Source organism: Nanhaiella sioensis (assembly GCF_046557775.1).
GTDB classification, from domain to species: Bacteria; Bacillota; Bacilli; order Bacillales; family SM2101; genus Nanhaiella; species Nanhaiella sioensis.
Window position 1 is genome coordinate 1072037 of sequence record NZ_JBKAEG010000001.1, and the last position, 20394, is coordinate 1092430.

At 33.4% G+C, this 20394-nt stretch carries 18 protein-coding genes and 1 pseudogene; 2 read left to right on the top strand and 17 right to left on the bottom strand.

Annotation, left to right across the window (positions count from 1 at the left end; all coding sequences use genetic code 11):
• Positions 1-4: 4 nt before the first annotated feature.
• From V1503_RS04955 to V1503_RS04965, 3 genes and pseudogenes are all read right to left on the bottom strand, one after another.
• Positions 5-157, bottom strand: a pseudogene (locus V1503_RS04955) (winged helix-turn-helix transcriptional regulator); the annotation flags it as partial.
• Positions 158-634: 477 nt separating this feature from the next.
• On the bottom strand, positions 635-1285 hold the full coding sequence (locus V1503_RS04960; RefSeq protein WP_410625272.1) for a Type 1 glutamine amidotransferase-like domain-containing protein: 651 nt from the start codon (positions 1283-1285) through the stop codon (positions 635-637).
• A 348-nt stretch (positions 1286-1633) separates the two neighbouring features.
• A protein-coding gene (locus tag V1503_RS04965) for an IS3 family transposase (protein ID WP_410624677.1) occupies positions 1634-3192 on the bottom strand; the annotation gives its coding sequence in 2 pieces (ribosomal slippage) (positions 1634-2550 and positions 2550-3192; 1560 coding nt in all).
• A gap of 291 nt (positions 3193-3483) precedes the next feature.
• Here V1503_RS04965 and V1503_RS04970 point away from each other — a divergent pair.
• Positions 3484-4722: an IS110 family RNA-guided transposase gene (locus V1503_RS04970; protein ID WP_410625274.1), complete on the top strand. Its 1239-nt coding sequence runs from the start codon at positions 3484-3486 to the stop codon at positions 4720-4722.
• Positions 4723-5760: 1038 nt separating this feature from the next.
• Here the strand turns inward: V1503_RS04970 and V1503_RS04975 are convergent.
• From V1503_RS04975 to V1503_RS05015, 9 genes are all read right to left on the bottom strand, one after another.
• Positions 5761-6327, bottom strand: a complete 567-nt coding sequence (locus tag V1503_RS04975) for a hypothetical protein (RefSeq protein WP_410625276.1) — start codon at positions 6325-6327, stop codon at positions 5761-5763.
• Between the two features lie 570 nt (positions 6328-6897).
• A complete protein-coding gene (locus tag V1503_RS04980; protein WP_410625278.1) occupies positions 6898-7872 on the bottom strand; it encodes a DUF4179 domain-containing protein in 975 nt (324 codons plus the stop codon).
• An 11-nt stretch (positions 7873-7883) separates the two neighbouring features.
• Positions 7884-8417 carry a sigma-70 family RNA polymerase sigma factor gene (locus tag V1503_RS04985; RefSeq protein ID WP_410625280.1) on the bottom strand — a complete coding sequence of 178 codons (534 nt, stop codon included), beginning with the start codon at positions 8415-8417 and terminating at the stop codon, positions 7884-7886.
• A 510-nt stretch (positions 8418-8927) separates the two neighbouring features.
• Positions 8928-9842: a tetratricopeptide repeat protein gene (locus V1503_RS04990; RefSeq protein WP_410625282.1), complete on the bottom strand. Its 915-nt coding sequence runs from the start codon at positions 9840-9842 to the stop codon at positions 8928-8930.
• Positions 9843-10104: 262 nt separating this feature from the next.
• The gene (locus V1503_RS04995) at positions 10105-10482 is read right to left on the bottom strand and encodes a hypothetical protein (RefSeq protein ID WP_410625284.1); all 378 of its coding nucleotides are present in this window, start codon (positions 10480-10482) and stop codon (positions 10105-10107) included.
• A 267-nt stretch (positions 10483-10749) separates the two neighbouring features.
• Positions 10750-11256 carry a hypothetical protein gene (locus tag V1503_RS05000; protein WP_410625286.1) on the bottom strand — a complete coding sequence of 169 codons (507 nt, stop codon included), beginning with the start codon at positions 11254-11256 and terminating at the stop codon, positions 10750-10752.
• A gap of 410 nt (positions 11257-11666) precedes the next feature.
• Positions 11667-12251 (bottom strand): hypothetical protein, encoded by a 585-nt coding sequence (locus V1503_RS05005; protein ID WP_410625288.1) that lies wholly within the window; start codon positions 12249-12251, stop codon positions 11667-11669.
• 234 nt (positions 12252-12485) lie between these two features.
• Positions 12486-12989 (bottom strand): GNAT family N-acetyltransferase, encoded by a 504-nt coding sequence (locus V1503_RS05010; protein ID WP_410625290.1) that lies wholly within the window; start codon positions 12987-12989, stop codon positions 12486-12488.
• Positions 12990-13619: 630 nt separating this feature from the next.
• Positions 13620-14378 (bottom strand): gluzincin family metallopeptidase, encoded by a 759-nt coding sequence (locus tag V1503_RS05015; RefSeq protein WP_410625294.1) that lies wholly within the window; start codon positions 14376-14378, stop codon positions 13620-13622.
• A 310-nt stretch (positions 14379-14688) separates the two neighbouring features.
• On the opposite strand from V1503_RS05015, the gene V1503_RS05020 reads away from it, so the two are divergent.
• A complete protein-coding gene (locus V1503_RS05020) occupies positions 14689-15147 on the top strand; it encodes a hypothetical protein (RefSeq protein ID WP_410625296.1) in 459 nt (152 codons plus the stop codon).
• A gap of 142 nt (positions 15148-15289) precedes the next feature.
• On the opposite strand, the gene V1503_RS05025 is transcribed toward V1503_RS05020, so the two are convergent.
• The 5 genes from V1503_RS05025 to V1503_RS05045 form a co-directional block, all read right to left on the bottom strand.
• Positions 15290-15529, bottom strand: coding sequence for a hypothetical protein (locus V1503_RS05025; protein ID WP_410625297.1), 240 nt, complete (start codon positions 15527-15529; stop codon positions 15290-15292).
• Between the two features lie 280 nt (positions 15530-15809).
• Positions 15810-16850: a YVTN family beta-propeller repeat protein gene (locus tag V1503_RS05030; protein ID WP_410625299.1), complete on the bottom strand. Its 1041-nt coding sequence runs from the start codon at positions 16848-16850 to the stop codon at positions 15810-15812.
• Positions 16851-17274: 424 nt separating this feature from the next.
• Positions 17275-18159 (bottom strand): protein kinase domain-containing protein, encoded by an 885-nt coding sequence (locus V1503_RS05035; RefSeq protein ID WP_410625301.1) that lies wholly within the window; start codon positions 18157-18159, stop codon positions 17275-17277.
• Between the two features lie 385 nt (positions 18160-18544).
• Complete coding sequence (locus V1503_RS05040) at positions 18545-19705, bottom strand: beta-propeller fold lactonase family protein (RefSeq protein ID WP_410625303.1); 1161 nt, start codon at positions 19703-19705, stop codon at positions 18545-18547.
• Positions 19699-19917, bottom strand: a complete 219-nt coding sequence (locus tag V1503_RS05045; RefSeq protein ID WP_410625305.1) for a peptidase associated/transthyretin-like domain-containing protein — start codon at positions 19915-19917, stop codon at positions 19699-19701. The genes V1503_RS05040 and V1503_RS05045 overlap by 7 nt, the downstream gene beginning before the upstream one ends.
• Between the last annotated feature and the right edge of the window lie 477 nt (positions 19918-20394).

A 20394-nucleotide genomic window follows, 5' to 3' on the forward strand; every position in this document is an offset into this window, starting at 1 on the left:
GTATTCACCTTTCATGGTTTTTAATTCCCCATTCACATAACTGTTCTAAAGCGGGTAAAAGTGATTTTGCTTTATCCGTTAGGCTATATTCAACTTTAGGGGGAATTTGAGGGTACCCTTTCCGTTTCACCATACTATTTAATTCCAATTTTTTTAGATAAAAATAATGACCATAAATATTGGATATATTGTAATGGACTAAAAGATGGTCTGCAGGTGAATTACAGAAGGGTATGTATATTGGCTAAACAGCCATTAGTTAAATAATTCACAAGAAACTGTCGTAAAAGTAGAATGTACGCCTAAGATTATAATTAAAGCAGAAAAAAGAATATGCTTCTAAAAGTACATTTATGAGCTTTGAAAGCCCTTTTTTTAGCTAGTTTGTAACTATAACGTCCATTGTGGTTACTAAAATATCTTGATTTGAACTAGATTACTCAAAACATAAAGAAAGACGCTTTTCAGTATTACTTCTGAAAAGCGCCAAATAGCTGAAGACCTTTCTGCAAATCTATACTTTCTGGATAACGAAGAAACAATCCTAACTTGCGTAGTCTTCCTTCACAAAATTTAAAAATAGAAGTATTTCATAAAATAATTAACACAATTAAGCCATAGCCATTCACCAAAACTAGAGGGTCTCATCCAATTTCTGAATCTTTGAGTGGGAAATTAAATATACATTGCCAAAAATGTCAATTTTGTCTCCCTTTGTACGTACAGCGCAATCTTTGTTTGACGCATAAATATTTATTTCTTCCGATAAGGGAGACAGTTCACTTTGAACTAGCGCAAAGTTATTTTCAAGATCAAAATGAGCCCGGACGGAAAAATCGTCAAGGCCGATTCCGTCAAAAACAGAGCTTATTTCATCTCCAAAGTTTTTCGAGCATAAAAATTTAGCGGACATATTGATTGCACCAGCGCTTGCTCCCATCACAACGGATCTGCTTTTTTTTATCAAATCCGACAGTTCATATTCCATCAAAAAACCATTTTGGTTAATAATATTTCCACCCAACAAGAAAATGACTGAAGCATTTTGAATTAACGTTTGGGCATCTTCCTTCTGTACGCGATAATTAATTAAATGATATTCATCAAATATAATGCCGGCCTGGTCAAGCCACGATCGCTCAGTAGCACCATCATCTTCATAAGAAGATGGATTCGAACTAATCATAACAAGCGATTTTCTATCAGTTATATCCTCTTGTAAAGCCCTGCCCAGATTCTCTGGAAAAAAATTATTAAACCAACCTAGATAATAGTGAGTTTTCATAAGTATCCCCCGTAGCAAGTGTAAATAACATTAATTTCTTGAATTACTCATTCTGTTCTCTTGACAATTCTCAATATGACCCTTTTGTTTAATAGGTAACTCTTACTTAGTCTACATAAACAATAGTATCTATACAATATATTTACGTTTTACTATCCTTCATATTTTTCGAATAACTTTACTCAATACTAACACATATCAATTTATCTCGATTTCAAATCATCAAGATAATGGCCCAAATCATAAATAAAGGCGCATCCCTTAGAGAATTGCGCCATATCGTAATATAAGGTTAGCCAGTTTGAACTGCCCCCTGTCTAGTAGACAGCGGAAATAATAAAAAGTCACTTAAGCGGCTTTAGCTCTATATTCCATAGGGCTAAGGCCATTTAATCGTTTTTGGTACCTATCATAATTATAAAAATGTATATAGTCTTCTATGGCTTGAGATAATTCTTCAAAGTTCTCATATTTATTTAAATAATACTTCTCACATTTCAGTGCTCCCCAAAAAGATTCCATCGGTCCATTATCAATGCATCGACCTACTCGCGACATACTTTGTGTCATCTTAGCGGCATCTATTTTTCGTTTAAACCCTTTAGATGTGTACTGAAATCCTCGGTCACTATGTATTAGTGGATAATCCCCGTTCAGTTGGTCTATCGCTCGGTCAAGAGTATTAAACACAAGAAGGTTATTATTCGAATTCCCTAAAACATAACTAATAATTGAGCCATCATATAGATCGAGAATAGCACTTAAATAAGCTTTCTTTGATGCTCCATATTTAAATTCCGTTACGTCCGTTACCCATTTTTCATTCGGTTTTTCTGCCGTGAATTCGCGATTTAACACATTTTCTGCGACATGTTGAGGAGTAGAGCTCTTATAAGAATTTTTCTTTCTTCGAATGACAGACTGTATGCAGGCTACCTTCATTAGTCTATAAATACGTTTGTAATTAAAGTTCTCATCAAATTTCCGATTGATATTTAACGTCATTCGACGATATCCATATATCCCATCGACCTTCTTATGTAGAACCATCATTTCTTTAATAATCTCTTCGTTCTGAAGTTCTTGTGCCGAAGGCTTCCGTTTCAGCCACTTATAGTAAGCACCTCTCGTAATACCTGCCACTTCACAAAGCAATAGAATACTCAGGCCTTTGCTTTCATTAAGTTCCTGAATGGCAATATACTTGTCTTCATATCGAATGCAGCTTACTTTCGCCTCCTTTCGATTTCCTCTAACTTTTTTAAGAATAAATTTTCCGCACGTAAGCGCTCATTTTCTCTTTCTAGCTTTTTCATCTGGAGTTCAATCTTCTCTTCTGGAGTTAGCTTTACTTCTTCTTTCTTTTTTCCACGTTTATCTTTAAGTCCTTCATCTCCACCATTTTCATACTTCTTAACCCATTGGTACACCTGTTGATAAGAGACCTTGTAGGTCTCAGCTGTTGTTTGATAATCTTTGCCATTCTCTAAACAGTCCATTACAATTTGTATCCGTTCTTCCCAAGTCGTATTTCTTCCGTTAGTCATAGTCCTTGTCCTTCCTTGTTTCGTATCTTTTAATTCACTATGACTATTATACTTGTAAACCCATTTCTCAAGGACGGAACAACTCGAAATTTCATATTTACGAACAACCTCACGTTGAGAGTATTCCCCTGACAAATAATCTTTAACTGCAGCTTCCTTTAATTCTTTGGAGTAGTTTTTCCATGTTTTAGAGTCAATTAACCCATCAATTCCACTTTTCTCAAATCGCTCTACCCATTTATAAATAGTATTTTTAGGAATTTGGTACATTGTTGTTAGCTCTTTTAGAGTGAAGTTTTCGTTGTTATATGCCCTCACCACTTCATGTTTAAATTCAATAGAGAAAAATTTATTGGACATAAAAAAGCCCCCTTAAGGTAATCAGATTTTATTTTTTAATCTGTCTACCTTAAGGGGAGCATATCAGTTTTCTGGTTGACCTTTTTTCATGAGGGCTTATGATAGCGGTAGTCGGGGTAGAACGCAGCGCCAGTGGGACTTGATCTCGTCAACAAAACTGTTCGCCCCCTACTTGTATAAACATGTTTTTGGCTGGTTGGGACATAGATCCCGTTTAACAAGCGAACCTATGGCATTACAAGGAGCTTAGGGGTTACCGACTAATTCATTTTTTTAGGAGGAGATTGATAGATGAATCCAGTGGTTGGTCTGGATGTTTCAAAAGGGGAGAGTCATATTCAAGCCTTTTTAAATAAAGGTAAAGCTTATCGGAAAAGCTTTAGTGTTAAGCATACTTTGGATGGTTTAAATAGCTTATTAAATTTCTTACAGGAGGTTACAAAAGTATCAGGTGGGCTGAAACCTTCGGTTATCTTTGAGTCAACTGGTTCTTATCATTCACCTATTGTCCAGTTTTTAGATGAACAAGACTATGTGTATATTATGGTGAATCCACTTGTATCTCATCGCTCACGTAGTACAAATCTAAGAAAGGTAAAGACAGACCCTGTAGATGCGTATCAACTTTGCGAGCTTTTCTACAAGGAAGAGTTAGAACCTCATAGAAAAAGAGGACTTCAGTTATTAAATCTGAGAAACCTAACCCGACAACAGGAGGCAATTGTAAGTGTCTCATCTCAAACAAAATTACAATTACAAACTCTATTAGATCAACTATTTCCTGAGTATCGAGGTGTTTTTGGAGATCTATATTCCAAAATCTCTTTAAATGTCCTTAATACATTCCCTACATCAGAGTCTGTATTAACAGTATCTAATTCAGAGCTAGTCGGCATCATTTCGTCTCTGTGCAAGAGTAGATCAAGTAAGTGGGCTGAAGAGAAAGCAGTGAAACTTATTGAGGCAGCTGAAAGAAATCCATTTCAACATAATATGTATGACAGTCACATTTTTAATCTTAAGATATTAATCAATATCGTTCTTCAATACGAAGAGCACCTATCAAAGTTAGCAGCTGAAATAGATGCCCTCGCTGAAGAGATGGAAGAGTATGAGATAATCCAATCTATCCCTGGTATCGGAGAAAAAATTGCAGCAACAATCATCTCAGAAATTGGAGAGATAGAAAGGTTTAATCACCCTAAAAAGTTAGTTGCATTTGCAGGAATAGACCCTAGTGTTTACTCTTCTGGTCGATTTACAGCTACTCAAAACAAAATTACTAAACGAGGATCTAGCCGATTAAGACGATCTCTATATATGGCTGTAAGGTGTGGAATTCGTGATTCCAGAAAGCAAAAGACAACTGATGAGATCATTGCACGAAACAAGAAACTACGAGAGTTCTATGATAAAAAACGCGATGAAGGTAAACCATTTAGGGTTGCGATTATCGCATGTGTGAATAAGCTATTACATTGGATTTATGCCTTATTAAAAAGCAAAACAACCTTCCAAGATATAACCTAGTTACTATATCTAACTACCAATTGAAAAACCTTCCAAACTGCATATTCGGAAGGTTATTTGTCATGGACAATTTTAGTATAACATGGATAATTAAATTTTTTTATTGAAAAATGTTGACAAACTATTAGCTGGTTTTGTTGAATAGCATATAAGTAGTAGTAGGATAAGCGCCCAGCGCCTTGTCATATTTCTATGATAGGTTTCCAAACGCTCTCCTCCGAACCGTACGTACACCTCTCAATGTATACGTCTCTCCGCATATCATCTAAATGTTTAGACTTGTTAAATACTACTCCAAGGTTTGGTAATGCCTCACGCATTAACCTCATTTTGTATCAAACTGATAAGCTATCCTCCTTTGCCATGTAATAGGCTTTCCCTATCTCAGACTACTACGAGGACTCCGTTACCTTATCAGATTTTCAAATACCTTGTGTATTATAGCCTTAGAGGCAATCCCCATTTAGGTGACTAGAAACAAGCTTGTCATAATGTCGGATGTGACATTCGTCTTTTAATGTATATTACGATCGATAGGTTTAGGTACCGCTATTATTACACTGTGCTTATGTGCAATAATCTAAACCTTATAACGTTCCATTCGCCTTTCGTTATATGTTTGAGTGGCCACTCTCAGACTATCATTCAAGCAATACAGCTTTCATCCTCGTTTATGACATTTCATTTTGCCATTCAGTCGTAACGTTACGACTCGTCAACTCATGACTTTCCACACCATGCTACACTCCCCGTTAGGTTTCCCCTTCGGATAAGGTAGGTAATTAAAAAAAGTAAGAATTTACCTATTCCTCCTTCACTTTGAGACAAGTTTTATGAGACTATTCTAACTACCATTTCAATGTTATTTACCACTTGTTGAAATAGGGTGTACCCATTTGAGAATAAATAATCGTCAGGAAACTTCCTGTAATCCCTTTTATGTAAACTAGATTTGAATATGGTATTCATGGTTATACAAAAACACAAACACATACACATAAAAGGTACTCTAATGGTGAGAGTACCTAAAACATTTTATTATGATAATCTAACAATGTTCAATACAGGTTCATTATAGGCAGAAGTCCCTGGACCCATACTGAGATTCACGGTGACTGATATTTGTTCACCTAGTACAGTACTAGTGTATAAAAAAGTTTTTGATACATTTTCTATACCTGGGTTAACTGGTCTTACTACAGTAAGAGATTTATTAGGAATTGGTCCTGTTGCGCTACTATCTACAGTAAACACAAATTCATCATTTGCTTGCATCCCTGTAACCATTCCGTACGTTATTTGATAGTCCCCTAGAGCAGGCAATATAATAGAGTTGGCTCCTATCATAGGAACAGTAAAACCTGAACATGGACCTGGACTCCCAAAAATTACAGTATTAGTCCCCGCACCTGGGAAAATATTTTGAGTACCAAAAATTTCACAATACCCTAGTACAGTCCCCGGATTACCCATTGGCCCCTGCATCCCCATTGGCCCCTGTGGTCCAGGTTTCCCAGGTGGTCCAGGTTTCCCAGGTGGTCCCTGTGGACCTTGAGGTGGTGGTGGAACAACTCTACATTTACAATCCTTGTCCTTGTGATACATCTTTTTCACCTCCAATTTATTATTCTATTTATCTATATGATATTTTTTAATATTTGCTTGGACTAGTTATCTAAGTTAGTAACAACTCTATAAAATACACATATAATAAAACAAGTCCTTTAAGTACATCTTTCATCTCCGCCTCTTTTCCAGACCCTTGGAATAGAGGCTACATTATTTCGATTGATAATGTTTATGAGTTAAAGACTTCCTATATCTGGTATCATGTTAACTAGAATTGAATTGGCTATACATGAAAAGAATGGGTGATATCGTACTCTTTTTTATACACTCAAATTGTGTATAAACCCCAACATTTATTATAGAACCATTTTTAATAGGTATTATTCTAAACCTAGTCCGAATATGCTAACTACCTTCTTGCACCATATTGTTGAAGATAAGTTTTGAAGATTTAAGCTGCAGATCAGCCCCTGTAAGGGGTACATCTAGTATTTTTAAATTTGTACACATAGAAAATCGAGGAAATAAGAAGCCTATTTCCTTCTTTTAAAGAATCGACTTTATTATTGGTCATATTCAACTAAAGCCCATATTGTTTAATCATTATCATGGATTAATTGGTATAGATTGATCCCATACTTTACTTGACTTTTCTGATTCTTCAAATGGTACTATATAGTATTTCTCTGATTGTAAATCAATTGCCGTATATCGATTATTAGACTCTTCAGGATTAACATGACTAGAGTATGGTAGTATTTCATCTCCTGATTCACTTATGATTTTAAATTGTACATCATTTTCCTGCTCTTGCGAGTCGTAATAGAGCACAGTGGATATTGGCGTTGCGATCATTTTATCTAAACGAATGGATTGTCCATTTCCAATCTGTATTTCTTGATTGAATGTGATCGTTTTACTTTCTACTGCTAACTGTTCAGTTGGAACTTCAATATCAAAAATCCAAGGATATTTCATTGGCAACTCATAATCTAAGTGATCATACTCAATATGGAATCGTATCGTTTCACCGATCGGGACCTCTGTAAGTTCAACATCATTATAAATCGTAAACATACTATTATTTAATTCTATAGATTGCCCACCTGTCGACGAAGTTAGGTTCTGACCATTTATTAGCACTTTTGGCATTGGATGCATTTGATAGTCAAAGTAAATCCCTTTTGCCGGCTCGAAAGTGGAACTGATTAATAATCGACCACCATCAACTAACACTTCATTCAATGTCATTTTGCCGTACCCATTTTCAGCAGTAGTACCAACGGCCGTTTTATATAGGTCGTAATCTACCTTTTCCTTACTTCCTCTATAGTCTTCAATCAAACCACCAATAAATGGCATATCTGCAACAGACACCATACTAGTACTCAATAAAATACCCGCTCCTAAAGTAATTGCGGCTGTAACACCTAGATATTTTTTCAGGTGACTTGGATTTTGTTTTCTTATTTTTTTTAATATACGCTTTTCCCATTTCTTCTTTTCGAAATTCGTTAGGTTTTGTTCTTCATACTGCTCTAAATCCATGTTTATTTTATTTAAATCTTTATAAATTGACATATTCTCACTCCTCAAACTTTATTTTTTGAAAAACGTTTAAGCTTTTTACGGCCTCTGGAAAGCTTGTTATAAATCCAAGACTCTTTAGCATCAAATTCTTTTGCTATTTCACTTGAAGGAGTGCCTTCTAAATAATATTTTTCAAATATTTTCCTTTCACTACCCGACAACTGTTCAAGTAAATCCTCAACAAAGCTTATTTCTGGTGACTGTTTTGTCATTACCATGGATTCATCAATATCTGAAACTGAAAATTGCTGATTTTGTATAGTGAGTTGTCTCCTTTGATAGTCAATTGCTTTATACTTTGCAATCGCTGCAATCCATTGTTTAAATGAATTTTTCGTAGTATCGAAGGAATCTATATTGTTCCATATCGATAATAAAACATCATCAAGGCATTCTTCATAATCTTGCTGATGATAATTTAAATGACGTTTAATAATAGCTGTAAGTAAACCGCCATGCTGATTAATAATAAAAGTAATTGCTTTTTCATTTTTCCTCTTTATTTGTTGTACAACATTGTTCTCTGTGATGCTCAATTGTCCAACCCTCCCGATGATTATTGGTACCTACTATGTAATACGAAATGAATACGATAAATCTATCAGGAAATATATACCTTCATAAAAAAATCTACTTTTAGCTCATTAAAGATAACACCACAAAATAAGTTTAATGGTATTTGATATATAATTAACAAAAAACCTTTCACTTTGTTCAATAATTTGATTGTATTATGTGTTATTTTCCCATTCAAATTTTAAAAACCCAGCTTACCTTCACAAGAGAAGATTAGCTGGGTTTCTAAATTATTTACATTCTACCTTTTAAAGAACTATTCGAACCTCCTAGTAAAAAGTGAATGCTTATTGCTCTGTAATCGCGCCATATCGTATTCAGCTAATTCCCTGGTTGATCTATTTTAATTGATATTACTCATAAGGTAGTAGGGATAGCCTTAAATACATTCTTGCGCCATATTGTGGGAGATTTAAGTTTTTTGATTGGCCAACAGCTACTGTTGAAGAAGAGTAGCTGATTTAGAGGGGCTATAATTCTTGGTATTCGGGATGATTATGACGCTTACACCCAAATAGATAACAACCTGTTTTCACAGATGTGTCAAATTTCATTACTGGGACAAATCCATTTATAATCTTTTTATACATTTGTTCAAATGCTTTTTTTTCAGTAACAAGCTCCGTTATATAATCCTGTTTCTCTTCTTCTGTCCAATCTTCATCACACTCTTCATTATATTCCTCTTTAATTGTTTCTTCTTTTTCTTTTATTACCTCCTGAAATTTCTCAGTAAAGTCTGTCCTACTCAACTTTAAAAGTGTATAAATAAATCGACTAACCCATCTAACTTCTTTACTGTATCGTTTCCAACCTTTTTCAAACCATTTAGCAGCCTCATTAAACATTTCTAGTTCTAGGTATAATTCAGCTACTTCAATTTCACCAACAAATTCATCGTCATCTTCCTTAAAGTTTCCTAGTGTTTCAATTGCAATCTTTGTTTCACCTAGTCTAATTAAGCAATAAACATGGCTATACATGGCATAATCGGAACTCTCTGAACCTAATAAAAAATACTTAGAAGCTTTTTCAAATTCTCCAAGGTGATAGCAAGCTACTGCGAGGTTATTATTGGCATTAATTGTTGGCTTTATATTAATGGATTGAAGCAAAATATCTTTTGCCTCAATCCATTTTTCTTGTCTTACTAAAATTTCACCATACAAATTATAGGGAAAGTGAGAAGACGGGTTTAAGCTTATAGCTTCATCTAATAATGTAAGTGCTTTATTGTCTTTATATTCTTCATAACAATAAATCCAAGCTAGGTTTGTCAGTGATTGAACATCTCTAGCTTCGTCTACTGCTTTTTTAAATAATTTAAGAGAATTTTCATACTCATTTTCTTCTAACAACCTAATTGCTTCTTGATTAATACTCAAAAAACTTCCACCATCCCACAGTATTTATCTGAAAAGTAATTAATTTTGTAAAACATATCTTACTTCATTACAACCTACTTCGTTAGCTAAAGTTCAATTCTTTATCACTCTCATTTTAGCATAAGTAACAAACTGCCTTATTCAATAAACAACCTGGACATACAAAAGAAAAATTTCTTAATATTTAATTCTGATTTGCGCCATATTGTTGAACAATATTGTCATGTAGTCTTAGAACTATTCGACTCATTAATCAATATGTTTATTTGTTGTATGACAATATCTTTCCAATTAATAGTGAAATGTGATAAAAAACAAGTGATGATATGATACATAAAATAACGAGAAAAAGATACTTAGTTATGTTACCCATGCTAGTTAAAATAAAAAAAATATTACCAATTAAACCTCCTGCCAAAATATACAACCCTAAGACCATAAGATATTTCTTAATAGTAGAAGAAAAATTTTTGTTTCGATAAATTTTCTCAATTAAGAGTGAAGAAGGTATTCCTGCTATAATGTACATAGGAATGTATACGATCAATAGATTTGCTGATGTTGGAGTATAAGTTAAAATAGCTAGTAAAAAGCTTAAGCAAATAGATGAGATTATTCCAACTACAAATTTTTGTGACATAAATCCGCCTCCAAAATTTTCATGCTTATGATTATTTATTTTAAACGTTTCTTTATAATGGAGGAGGTTTTTAAACATAACTAACCTTAATATCACTTGTGTTTCCTTAAAAGGTAATTATCCTTAAGGTATTACAGATAGCCTTTACTAAATTCTTGCTCCATATTGCTGAAAATCTGTTTGATTATTATGAGAATTGAAATTTAATTTAAGAGCTATCAACAAGACAACTGTAAAACTAATAACCTACAAGTATTTTACCACGGATTAATAACTGTATTTACCAAATTCAATCGTAGCTCTGTCATGACCACTAAACCAAACCATTAAATTTGGAGTCTCTAGAGAATTATCAATTGTTCCGAATCTAAAATCCATACCGAGCCAACCATGATATTGATCTTCCTCAGAATCATAATTACCACTAACATATAATTGTGCCTTTTCCTTGTCCTTCCACAATGAAACGTATGGATAATATTCTCCATCAGAAAATTCAACTGCAGCTCTCATTACAAGCACTTCGGTAGAGGTAAGATTGTCATCGATATTAGGGACATATACGACAAATTCATTTTTTCGATTTTTTGAGTGGGTTGAGATGATTTCATATTTGAATGGAGGGAGCTCTAACATTTGATGAATTAATGAAAGTTCACTTAACTTATATTTGTACTGTTCTAAATCAGCTTTAAATTCAATGATTTGTTCTTGTTTAAGCGTATCTTTAGTTTGTGAGTTTTTTTGTTCAACTTGCGCCATTGAGGTTACCAAATTGAGCAATATCCCTCAAAACATAACGAAAGACGCTCTCAGTGTTATTACTGAACAGTGCCATATTGTTGAATAACATTAATTAGTAACAGAACTCAATTTGTGTTTAAAGCCGTTCGTGGGGATTTCCTGATGTAACATTTATACCACCTAATATAATTATTCTAACTTGTTTAAATGAAAACAATATGGTGGTACATTTTATTGGAAGAATACTACCCGATGGTACTATAATCTGGAGATTAGTTTGATCCCCACTACACATATAGAGATTGACTCTTCTTACCAGTAATTATTAAGAACATAGTAGTAGAAGTTTGTTGAAAGAAGAGTTAAATCCTTATGACTAAAAATACAACGGAGTTTTGTCAACAATCTAGGACATATAAATTTTAAACCTATATTTTTTTCTATTTAAAGTTTTCGTTTTTCTTTTTATTATTAGCCGCTTTTCTTATTTCTTTTATAAAATTCTTCTCATCTTTATCTTTAAATTCTGTAAGATATTTTCCATTGGTATTAGAATTGACTTTTCCATTTTTAACATACCATAAACCATCATCAAAATTATAAGACCAGTACTGTCCATCTGTCGTTCTTGATAAAATTAGTATTACTTTATCATTTTTTCTGACATGTTTTGAATTTGTGATTTCACTAGAAATACCATGTTGTAAATATGTGATTGTTTTGTTTGTCTCGTTGCCATAAATCACTTCTTCAACTTCTATCGTAGCTGGTGTTATATCTATTTTCGAAGAAAATTTAGTGTTTACACCAGTATCTTTCTGGAAAGTTGCCTCTTCCTGTATTACTTTTCCCTTTATAATAAGATCAACATTCCAGAATTCTTCCGAAAGGTTGTTGGTCATTGGGGTAATAGATGTATTTTCTTCAACAGCAACGTCGTTATAAGAATTATAAATAAATCCTGTAGATACCCCTAAACCAAGAGCAAGAGATACAGATGATATCCATATAATTGATTTTCTCAAATTAATCCTATCCTTATCTAATATTGTTGTTAACTTGAGCTACACCATAAGTATCAACGTCACAGTCGCCTTCTAAATTCATTGTCATATTAGAGTTATGAGCAATTAGTGCTTATCGTCTTGATTTAAAAATGCAACATTGCCATGATCGTATAAACAGCCCAAAATTTAAGATCCCCATTTCCACATAATAAGAAATTAGGGAAACTAACTTTTTTAGTTTTCCTCTGTATATCAAGATAAATTTTTTGCTAAAACAAGTGCAAAACTACTGTATTCTCTTCCCTTATCATCAAATTTTGTATCTGTTTTTGAAAAACCTAAACTTTCAAACATTCTTCTTGATGCTGTATTATAAGAATAAATTTTATTAACCTTCATTTTATCCCATTCAAGAGTTTTAGCCCTTTCTATTAATAAACTTATTATTCGCATTCCTATCCCCTTTGCTCTAAAGGCTTTTGGTCCGATAACAATGGGTATCATTTCTTTGGATAAAGTTACATCGCCAATAGGCAACCACTTTTTATTATGGTAAATTTCGATAATGTAAAGTTCACCGATTTGGGATAAATAACTGTACATTTTATCAATAGTTTTAATATCGTATGGTAAAGTGCCAGCCCCTTCAGAGAAGTACAGGACTTCTTTATCCTGATACCAAGGAAGAGCAATTATTAAGTCCTCTGGTAGTTGTACAGGTCTTAATCGTAACTCATTATTTTTTATTATTTTCATACAATAAACTCCTATAATCTAACATTACTTTATTAGCAATAAATAATACTATAAATTGAAACAGCGACATTCGCAAACTGTCATATTTGTAGTTCGAAAACATAAATGGTCCATATATATCCTCTCAATATTTACTACTAAATTTATTCTATATGATATTTCAATTTTAGACTATTTACTTTTAGCTATAAAGAAGATGTGTACTAAACATATTCCTTTGAGTCGTTTAGAATTTTAATTATCCCCCTCCTATATTGAAGGGGATTTGATTTTTTTATAGTCTTACCAATCAAGTCTATCTAGTTATTGGGGCTTCCTACAATTTATTACCTACAAAACAATTACTCAAAAATACTTATTATTCAACAACATGGCCTAAATCATAAATAAAGGCCCATCTCTTAAAGAAATGCGCCATATCGTATTATAAGGTCAGCCAGTAACATTTCTGGTTGACCTATTTTTAATAGGTATTATCCTTAAAACAGCCAGATGGTCTTTACTATATTCTTGCGCCATATTGTTGAATTATAAGAAATTAGCAATCCCAGCTCCGCCTTCACCAATGGAATAGATAAAATTAAATTCTTTTTACAATCGGAACAGTCCAATTTCGCTGGTACATCTTTTCTATCTTAACCATTTTTTATCTTCCAAATATTTTACCCATTGTTCATATATATTCTCAGTAGAAGCTTTCATAATAACTTCAATGTTGGTGGGTGTTCTAATAATTTTGTTTAATGCATCTATCCCATATTCATCGACAATATATTTAATCAAAATGCCAGAATATAAGTAAGCTGTCGATCCTGCTTCATCAAAGTATACAGATCCTGATTCCAATTGTCTTAGAGTTGGATAATCGTTGAAGGTAGACCTAGACTTAATATCTTCTTCAAGCTGTTTAGAAGCATATTCTGCGATACCTTCGTCTAGCCATTTCAAACCTGCAACAGACGGGTTAATTTGTTGAATAACTGCATGAACAAATTCATGGATTAATTGAAACGTATATTCTTCTTGAATTCCCCCTATTAAATGTATAGGTGTATACACCTTAATAATATTTTCCTTCGATACATAAGTACCTTCCGTTTCGCGTCCAATCATTTCAACAAATTCTTCTTTATCAGCATAAACGTGAATAACAACTTTATTGTTATCCTCGTATTGAAACATATTGGTAATACGGGGGTAATTCAATTCAAACGATTCTGCCAGTATCTTTACCATCTCTTTTTCATCTTCACCTGAACTTGGACTATAAAAAAGACCATGCTCTGTTTCTTGAATTAGAATTAATTCTGTGTTTTCTTTGGAACAGGCAGTACTTGATAATAGAATTATAAAAATAAAACTAATCATTACAATTGTTATTTTTTTCACATTTCTCCACCCCTATTACACCAATAAACTTCTTTATCCGTTATATTTTTGATTATCTTCATTGATAAGTAATACGAAAATTTATTTAAAATATTTCATTTTTCAAAAAAATTTCTGTTTTACTACAGAAATGCCCCATATTGTGAAATAACAATTCTCAGTTTGGGCAGTAGGAAAAACTAATCGACTCATTAATCATTTTATTTCCTTATCACTTTTTTTGAATGAAGGGCAGTTATCAGTTGCATATATATGTAGTCAGGCATTCATTAGTTAATAACACTTTATAACTTGAGGGGAATGAAAATCTATGTCTGACTATCTGTGCAAAGGGAAAGGGAAAAATGAAATATTTTGTAATTGTCAATTTGAAGAATTCATATTAAGTGATGGAACATCCCAAGCAGTATTTAATCCAATTGTTTTGACAACGGAAACAATAAAGGTTTTAGAAAGAAATTGCTTAGTAAAAGTTACTACTATGGTAGACTTGCAAATATCAGCCGCTACCACAGGAGTATTTGGTGTGGATTATAAAGTGGAACGAATTACAGGTAATTCTGTTACGACATTATGCAGTTTCAATGTAAGTGATGATAGGAGTGGTGAATTCACATTAAACCCTGTCAATACAGTTTGTGATACACCTCCAACAGGGATTCATGTGTATCAATTATCAATTTTAGACAATAAATGTATACCAACCAGCTTGAGACTAACGAATAATTGCCGTTGTATTAACGTTACTACTTTAAAAAATATGTATTAAACATAAGAAAGGCCCTTCTCTAAAGATTCGGGCGTTTCTTAATTTCATTATGCCAGTGGAATACATTATATTTTCTGTTGTTGGTGCATTTAGAGAAAAATAGTTGTTCCACTCAATTTCTAATATGTTTTTAAATAAATTCCTATTCTATATTATTACTTGTTTTTGATCTTGAAAGGATTAAAACAAACCCAGTAACAAATAACATTAAACTTGCAACGTTTGAAGCAGTAACGTATGTTGGCATGGTTATCCGATAGATATTTGAAATTCTAAAAGAGGCATTATAACCTAGCATTTCTGAAATAAATAGTCTAACAATTGTTATTAGGATTGAAAAGAATAAGAAAATTAATCCAACTGTTTTCTTTTTGATAATCACGACTATGCCTCCAAAGGTAGATACAGCTGTAACCTCCATATCACTATAGGGAAATTCCAGATAGCCCTTACTAGCCTCTTGCGCCATATTGTTGAGAAGTATCTTGTATACAAATCATTTTATTTAGCAGTAACATTCCGACTGTTACATTATTTTCAATTATAATAGACATTCGCAAAAATTTAGAGCAAAATCAATTATTTTTGCTTTGGATTATTTACTTTTACACAAGATGCCTTTATTCAAATTGAACACAGTGAGTTACTTCTAAGATCCATATTCAATTGGGCGTGATTGCAAGGGCAACAGGATTATCAACAGGTACAGTAGCTATAACAGACTGTTTTTTGGTATCGATCACAGAGACTATATTATTGCCAAGAAAAACAATATTTGCAACATAAACTAATTGCCCATCTGATGTGATAGCTAGAGCAATTGGACCAAGCCCAACAGTGACAGTAGCTATAACAGAATGCGTCTTTGTATCGATTACGGAGACTGTACCAGGAAAGTCACCTCTATTTGCTACATAAACCAATTGCCCGTCAGGCGTGATTGCAACAGCACTTGGTTGATCCCCAACAGGAACAGTAGCTATGACAGAATTTGTCTTTGTATCGATTACGGAGACTGTAGAGTTATTTTCTACTACATAAACCAATTTTCCATCTGACGTGATTGCAAGGGCAACAGGACTATCAAGAGATACAGTAGCTATGACAGAATGCGTTTTGGTATCAATCACAGAGACTGTATCGCTACCAAATGAATTTATTATATAAACTAACTTTCCATCTGGCGTGATTACAACAGCATTCGGTTGATTCCCAACAGGAACAGTAGCTATGACAGAATGCGTCTTTGTATCGATTACGGAGACTGTACCAGGAAAGTCACCTCTATTTGCTACATAAACTAATTTTCCATCTGGCGTGATTGCCAGAGCTTCTGGATTAGTCCCAACGCCTACAGTAGCAATAACAGAATGTGTCTTGCTATCGATTACGGAGACTGAGTCGGAAAGTAACAAATTTGATATATAGACCCATTTCCCATTTGGCGTGATTGCTAGTGCAAACGGATTAACCCCAATTGAAACAGTAGCAATGACAAAGTGTGACTTTGCATCAATCACGGAGACCGTTGAGGGATTGAAACCATCACCTTCATTTGCTACATAAACTAATTTTCCATCTGGCGTAATTGCGACATCATTCGGTTGATTCCCAACAGAAACAGTAGCAATGACAGAATGTGTCTTGCTATCAATCACAGAAACTGTATTGGTACCTTCATTTGCAACATAAACTAATCCCATACCCATATCAACCTACCTTTCCAATCTTTATACTTCACTGTATTGTATGAAATAAAAGTAACATGATTCAAATTTAGTTTGTTTTGGGTAAAGGTAGCAAATGGGTATGCCTCATTAAATTGTCTCTCATCTTATTAATAAACAATTTATTGAAGTTGCTTGGGAAAAAAGATATTATTTTTCTTTTAGATTAGTGCCCTATCGTATAATGAGGTCAACCAGTATATTTCTGATTGATCTATTATTAATAGGTAATATTTTTCAGGTAGTAGGGATGTGCTAACTACATTCTTGCGCCATTTAATGGAATAACTCAAAAAAGATCTCAATAAAAAAAACGTGGTAAGGAAAAAATGTCTAGTTTCTTGATAAAGAAAAAGGGTGATCACTTTTTCGAAGTATCACCCCAAGTAAATAAAAATTATTATTTTAAAGCTATATTCCACGCCTCATAAAACTCTTTAACTGTTGAGTAACGTTTATCTCGCTCTTTTTGGACAGCTTTAATTGCTACTTCATATAATTTCTTGTCAGCTTCCCACTTTGAAAAAGAGTGATCCGTTTCGCCACCTAGTAAACCAAATGCTATCGCTCCCATTGTGAACACATTGGTCTTTGAATCAATTTGACTACCTAGAGTAAACTCCTCTGGAGATTTAGATCTTGCAGCCCCCCAAAAATGTTCCCCTAAATCATTTACAGAAGGTGATTTACGATAAAAATCTATATCACATATTTTTGTTTCATCATTTTTGAAATCATATAGGATACTTCCATCATAGAAATCTACCGCAACATAATTTTTCGATTCTACATAAGTATGAAAAGCAAAAATTGTAATAAGGACGTCAATTCGTTTATTAATTTCAAGATTCCTAAAACGATAGAATGGTGACTGTGGGTGAGTATATTTAGGTATTTCAGAAAAAGACCAATGAGAATGCAGGCATTCCCCCTCGAACCATTCAAATACAGCTGCATACCCATTTTCAATAGAGAAATGGTCTAACAATTTTATTAAATTTGGGTGCTCTAATTTTTTATAAACTGGTATCGCCTTTTTCAGACGGTCAACTGCATCTTTTGGGTTGCCAGAAAAGTCCATTGGTTTTGCACCAGCATATTTCACAAAGAACCTTTTGTTGTTTTTTTCTAATCCGAAACCAATATTTCCAGAATCTTGTTCATCGAATACGCAAAAAACATCCCCCATATCTTTTAACCAAAAAAAATTATGATTTTCTTGCAATTGAAAACTTACTTTATCAATTGCTATAGTAATTAGATTCTGTTGCTTTTTATTTTCCAAATTATGTTCCCCCTATTAATAGGGATCTCGTAGTTTATAGGGGCAATGATACGATTACCCTTTTAATTGCTTACAACCCCATTAAATACCAATATCATTTTCATAAAACAACGCCTCCTTCCATTTCCGTTAAAGAAAATTATACCATTTTCCCATTCTATTATAGCTTTATTTTAAAGAAATTCACTCTATTTGGTCATATAGTCTTCTTAAACCTGCACCGTAACTGAAGTATATTACTTCACAATCTAACATCTATATGAACCTAAATATCAAGTTTGATTAGAAGTCTTATTCCACAATATGGCCCTAAAATGAATAATGGCACATATCTATATTTCATATGAACCATATTGTTGAATAGCTATTATTTGTTATAAAGCGATTAAGACGTTACAGCAATTCCTTGGGCTCCATTTCCTCCACCAGGTATTTTCGCTATCAACTCATTATTTGAGGTTTGGAACACCTCAACACTATCGGGGTTTGCATTGGACACATATACTCGACTTCCATCAGTATTAATAGCCAATTGTTGTGGTGCATTTCCAAGTTGTACTTGTTTTATTACAGTATTACTAGTAATATCAATAACATTTATACTGCCGAATGGAGAAAAAACTTGATTAGCGATAACGTAAACAAAATCAGATGATGGAGATATCACAATATCAAGACTAAAGTTAGCTCTTGACAATTCTATAGATGCAATACGCATGTTATCCGCTATTCGAAAAGCTTCTACAAATTGTGAACCACCAATGACATAAAGGAATTCACCACTAGGAGTAATTGCTAAATTCTGAGGGTTAGGAACAGGAGTATTTATAGTATCAAATATTGTTTGATTGGAAGTTTCTATAACAGTTATCGTCCCAAATGGACTAACAACGTAGACAAATTGGCTATTGGGTGTACTTGTAATAGATAAAGGAGAGTTTGGCACAGAAATTGTTTTAATAACAACATTATTAGAAGTTTGAATGACAGAAATGGTACTATCCTGTGTATTAGCGATATAAACAAACTGACCATCAGGTGTAATAGCAATATTGTTATATGTGTTTGCTCTCGATCCTTTACCTACACTAATACACTGTACAACCCTATTCTCACTTACTTCTATAACAGATACTGTCGATGCATCAATATTATATACATAAACAAACGCACTATCAGGTGTTATAACTAAGTTTTGGGAACCCCCTCCTGTACTAATAGGATCCCCAACAAGGGTATTGTCTGATATACGTATTACAGAAACAGATCCACTATTCAAATTTGCTACATAAGCAAAACTTCTATCTTGTGTAATCGCTACCCTGAATGGCGTGTTTTGAACTGGTAAAGTTGTGATCGGCATGTTTTCTTGTCCGTCAATTACTGTTATATTATTTGAGAATTCATTAGTTACATATACTGTTTCAAATGTCTGTTGACAGCTTACAACTGTAAATTCTGTAATAGATATTGGAACATTGTTCACCTCTGCTGAAGCTATGATTGTAACAACTGTACCTAAAAGAGGAGGGGTTACAGTTACCATATATATTCACCATTTTCATCAGTAATTGTTGGGTTTGGGTCAAAATTGACGATACCAGGTAACGAACTCGATAAACATACTTTCGCTCCTTCTACTGGACACACTCCATTAGATGTGACCTTTCCAGAAATAACAGCCTGACACTTTATTTCACACGGAACTATTAAGGTAATAGTTGGATTACAACATTTTTCTGAAAGCTGTTTTGTCAAAATTTCACACCTCCTTCTATATAAAACTGAATTTTCAAAAAACTATCATTTTAATCATTAACAGTTACAACCACTTTCTTTCATTATTTACCGAAATCCTTAATAAGGCTCATATTTTCATGAAAGTTTGTACATTATATTTATATTCATGGAAAGGGTAGAAAGCTATAATTATTTCACACAAAATTCAATGATATTATCACTTTGGTGGTCAAAAATAGATTTATCTAACCCTACATGAATACAAGCATTTCTCCAAATAACATACACCAAATAAGGTACTCACCTATTATTCTCTCTCCCATTTCTCCCCTTCCTCAATATAGGAAATAATACAATAGAAATTGCTCCAACCCCAAACGAAATTATCATAATTAATTGTATAATAGTCTCTTTCAATAACATTAGTGCCTCCTGAGTTACATTAACAACCTAATAACCTTACTATCACTATTCTTTGCTTAATAGGTAAGGTAA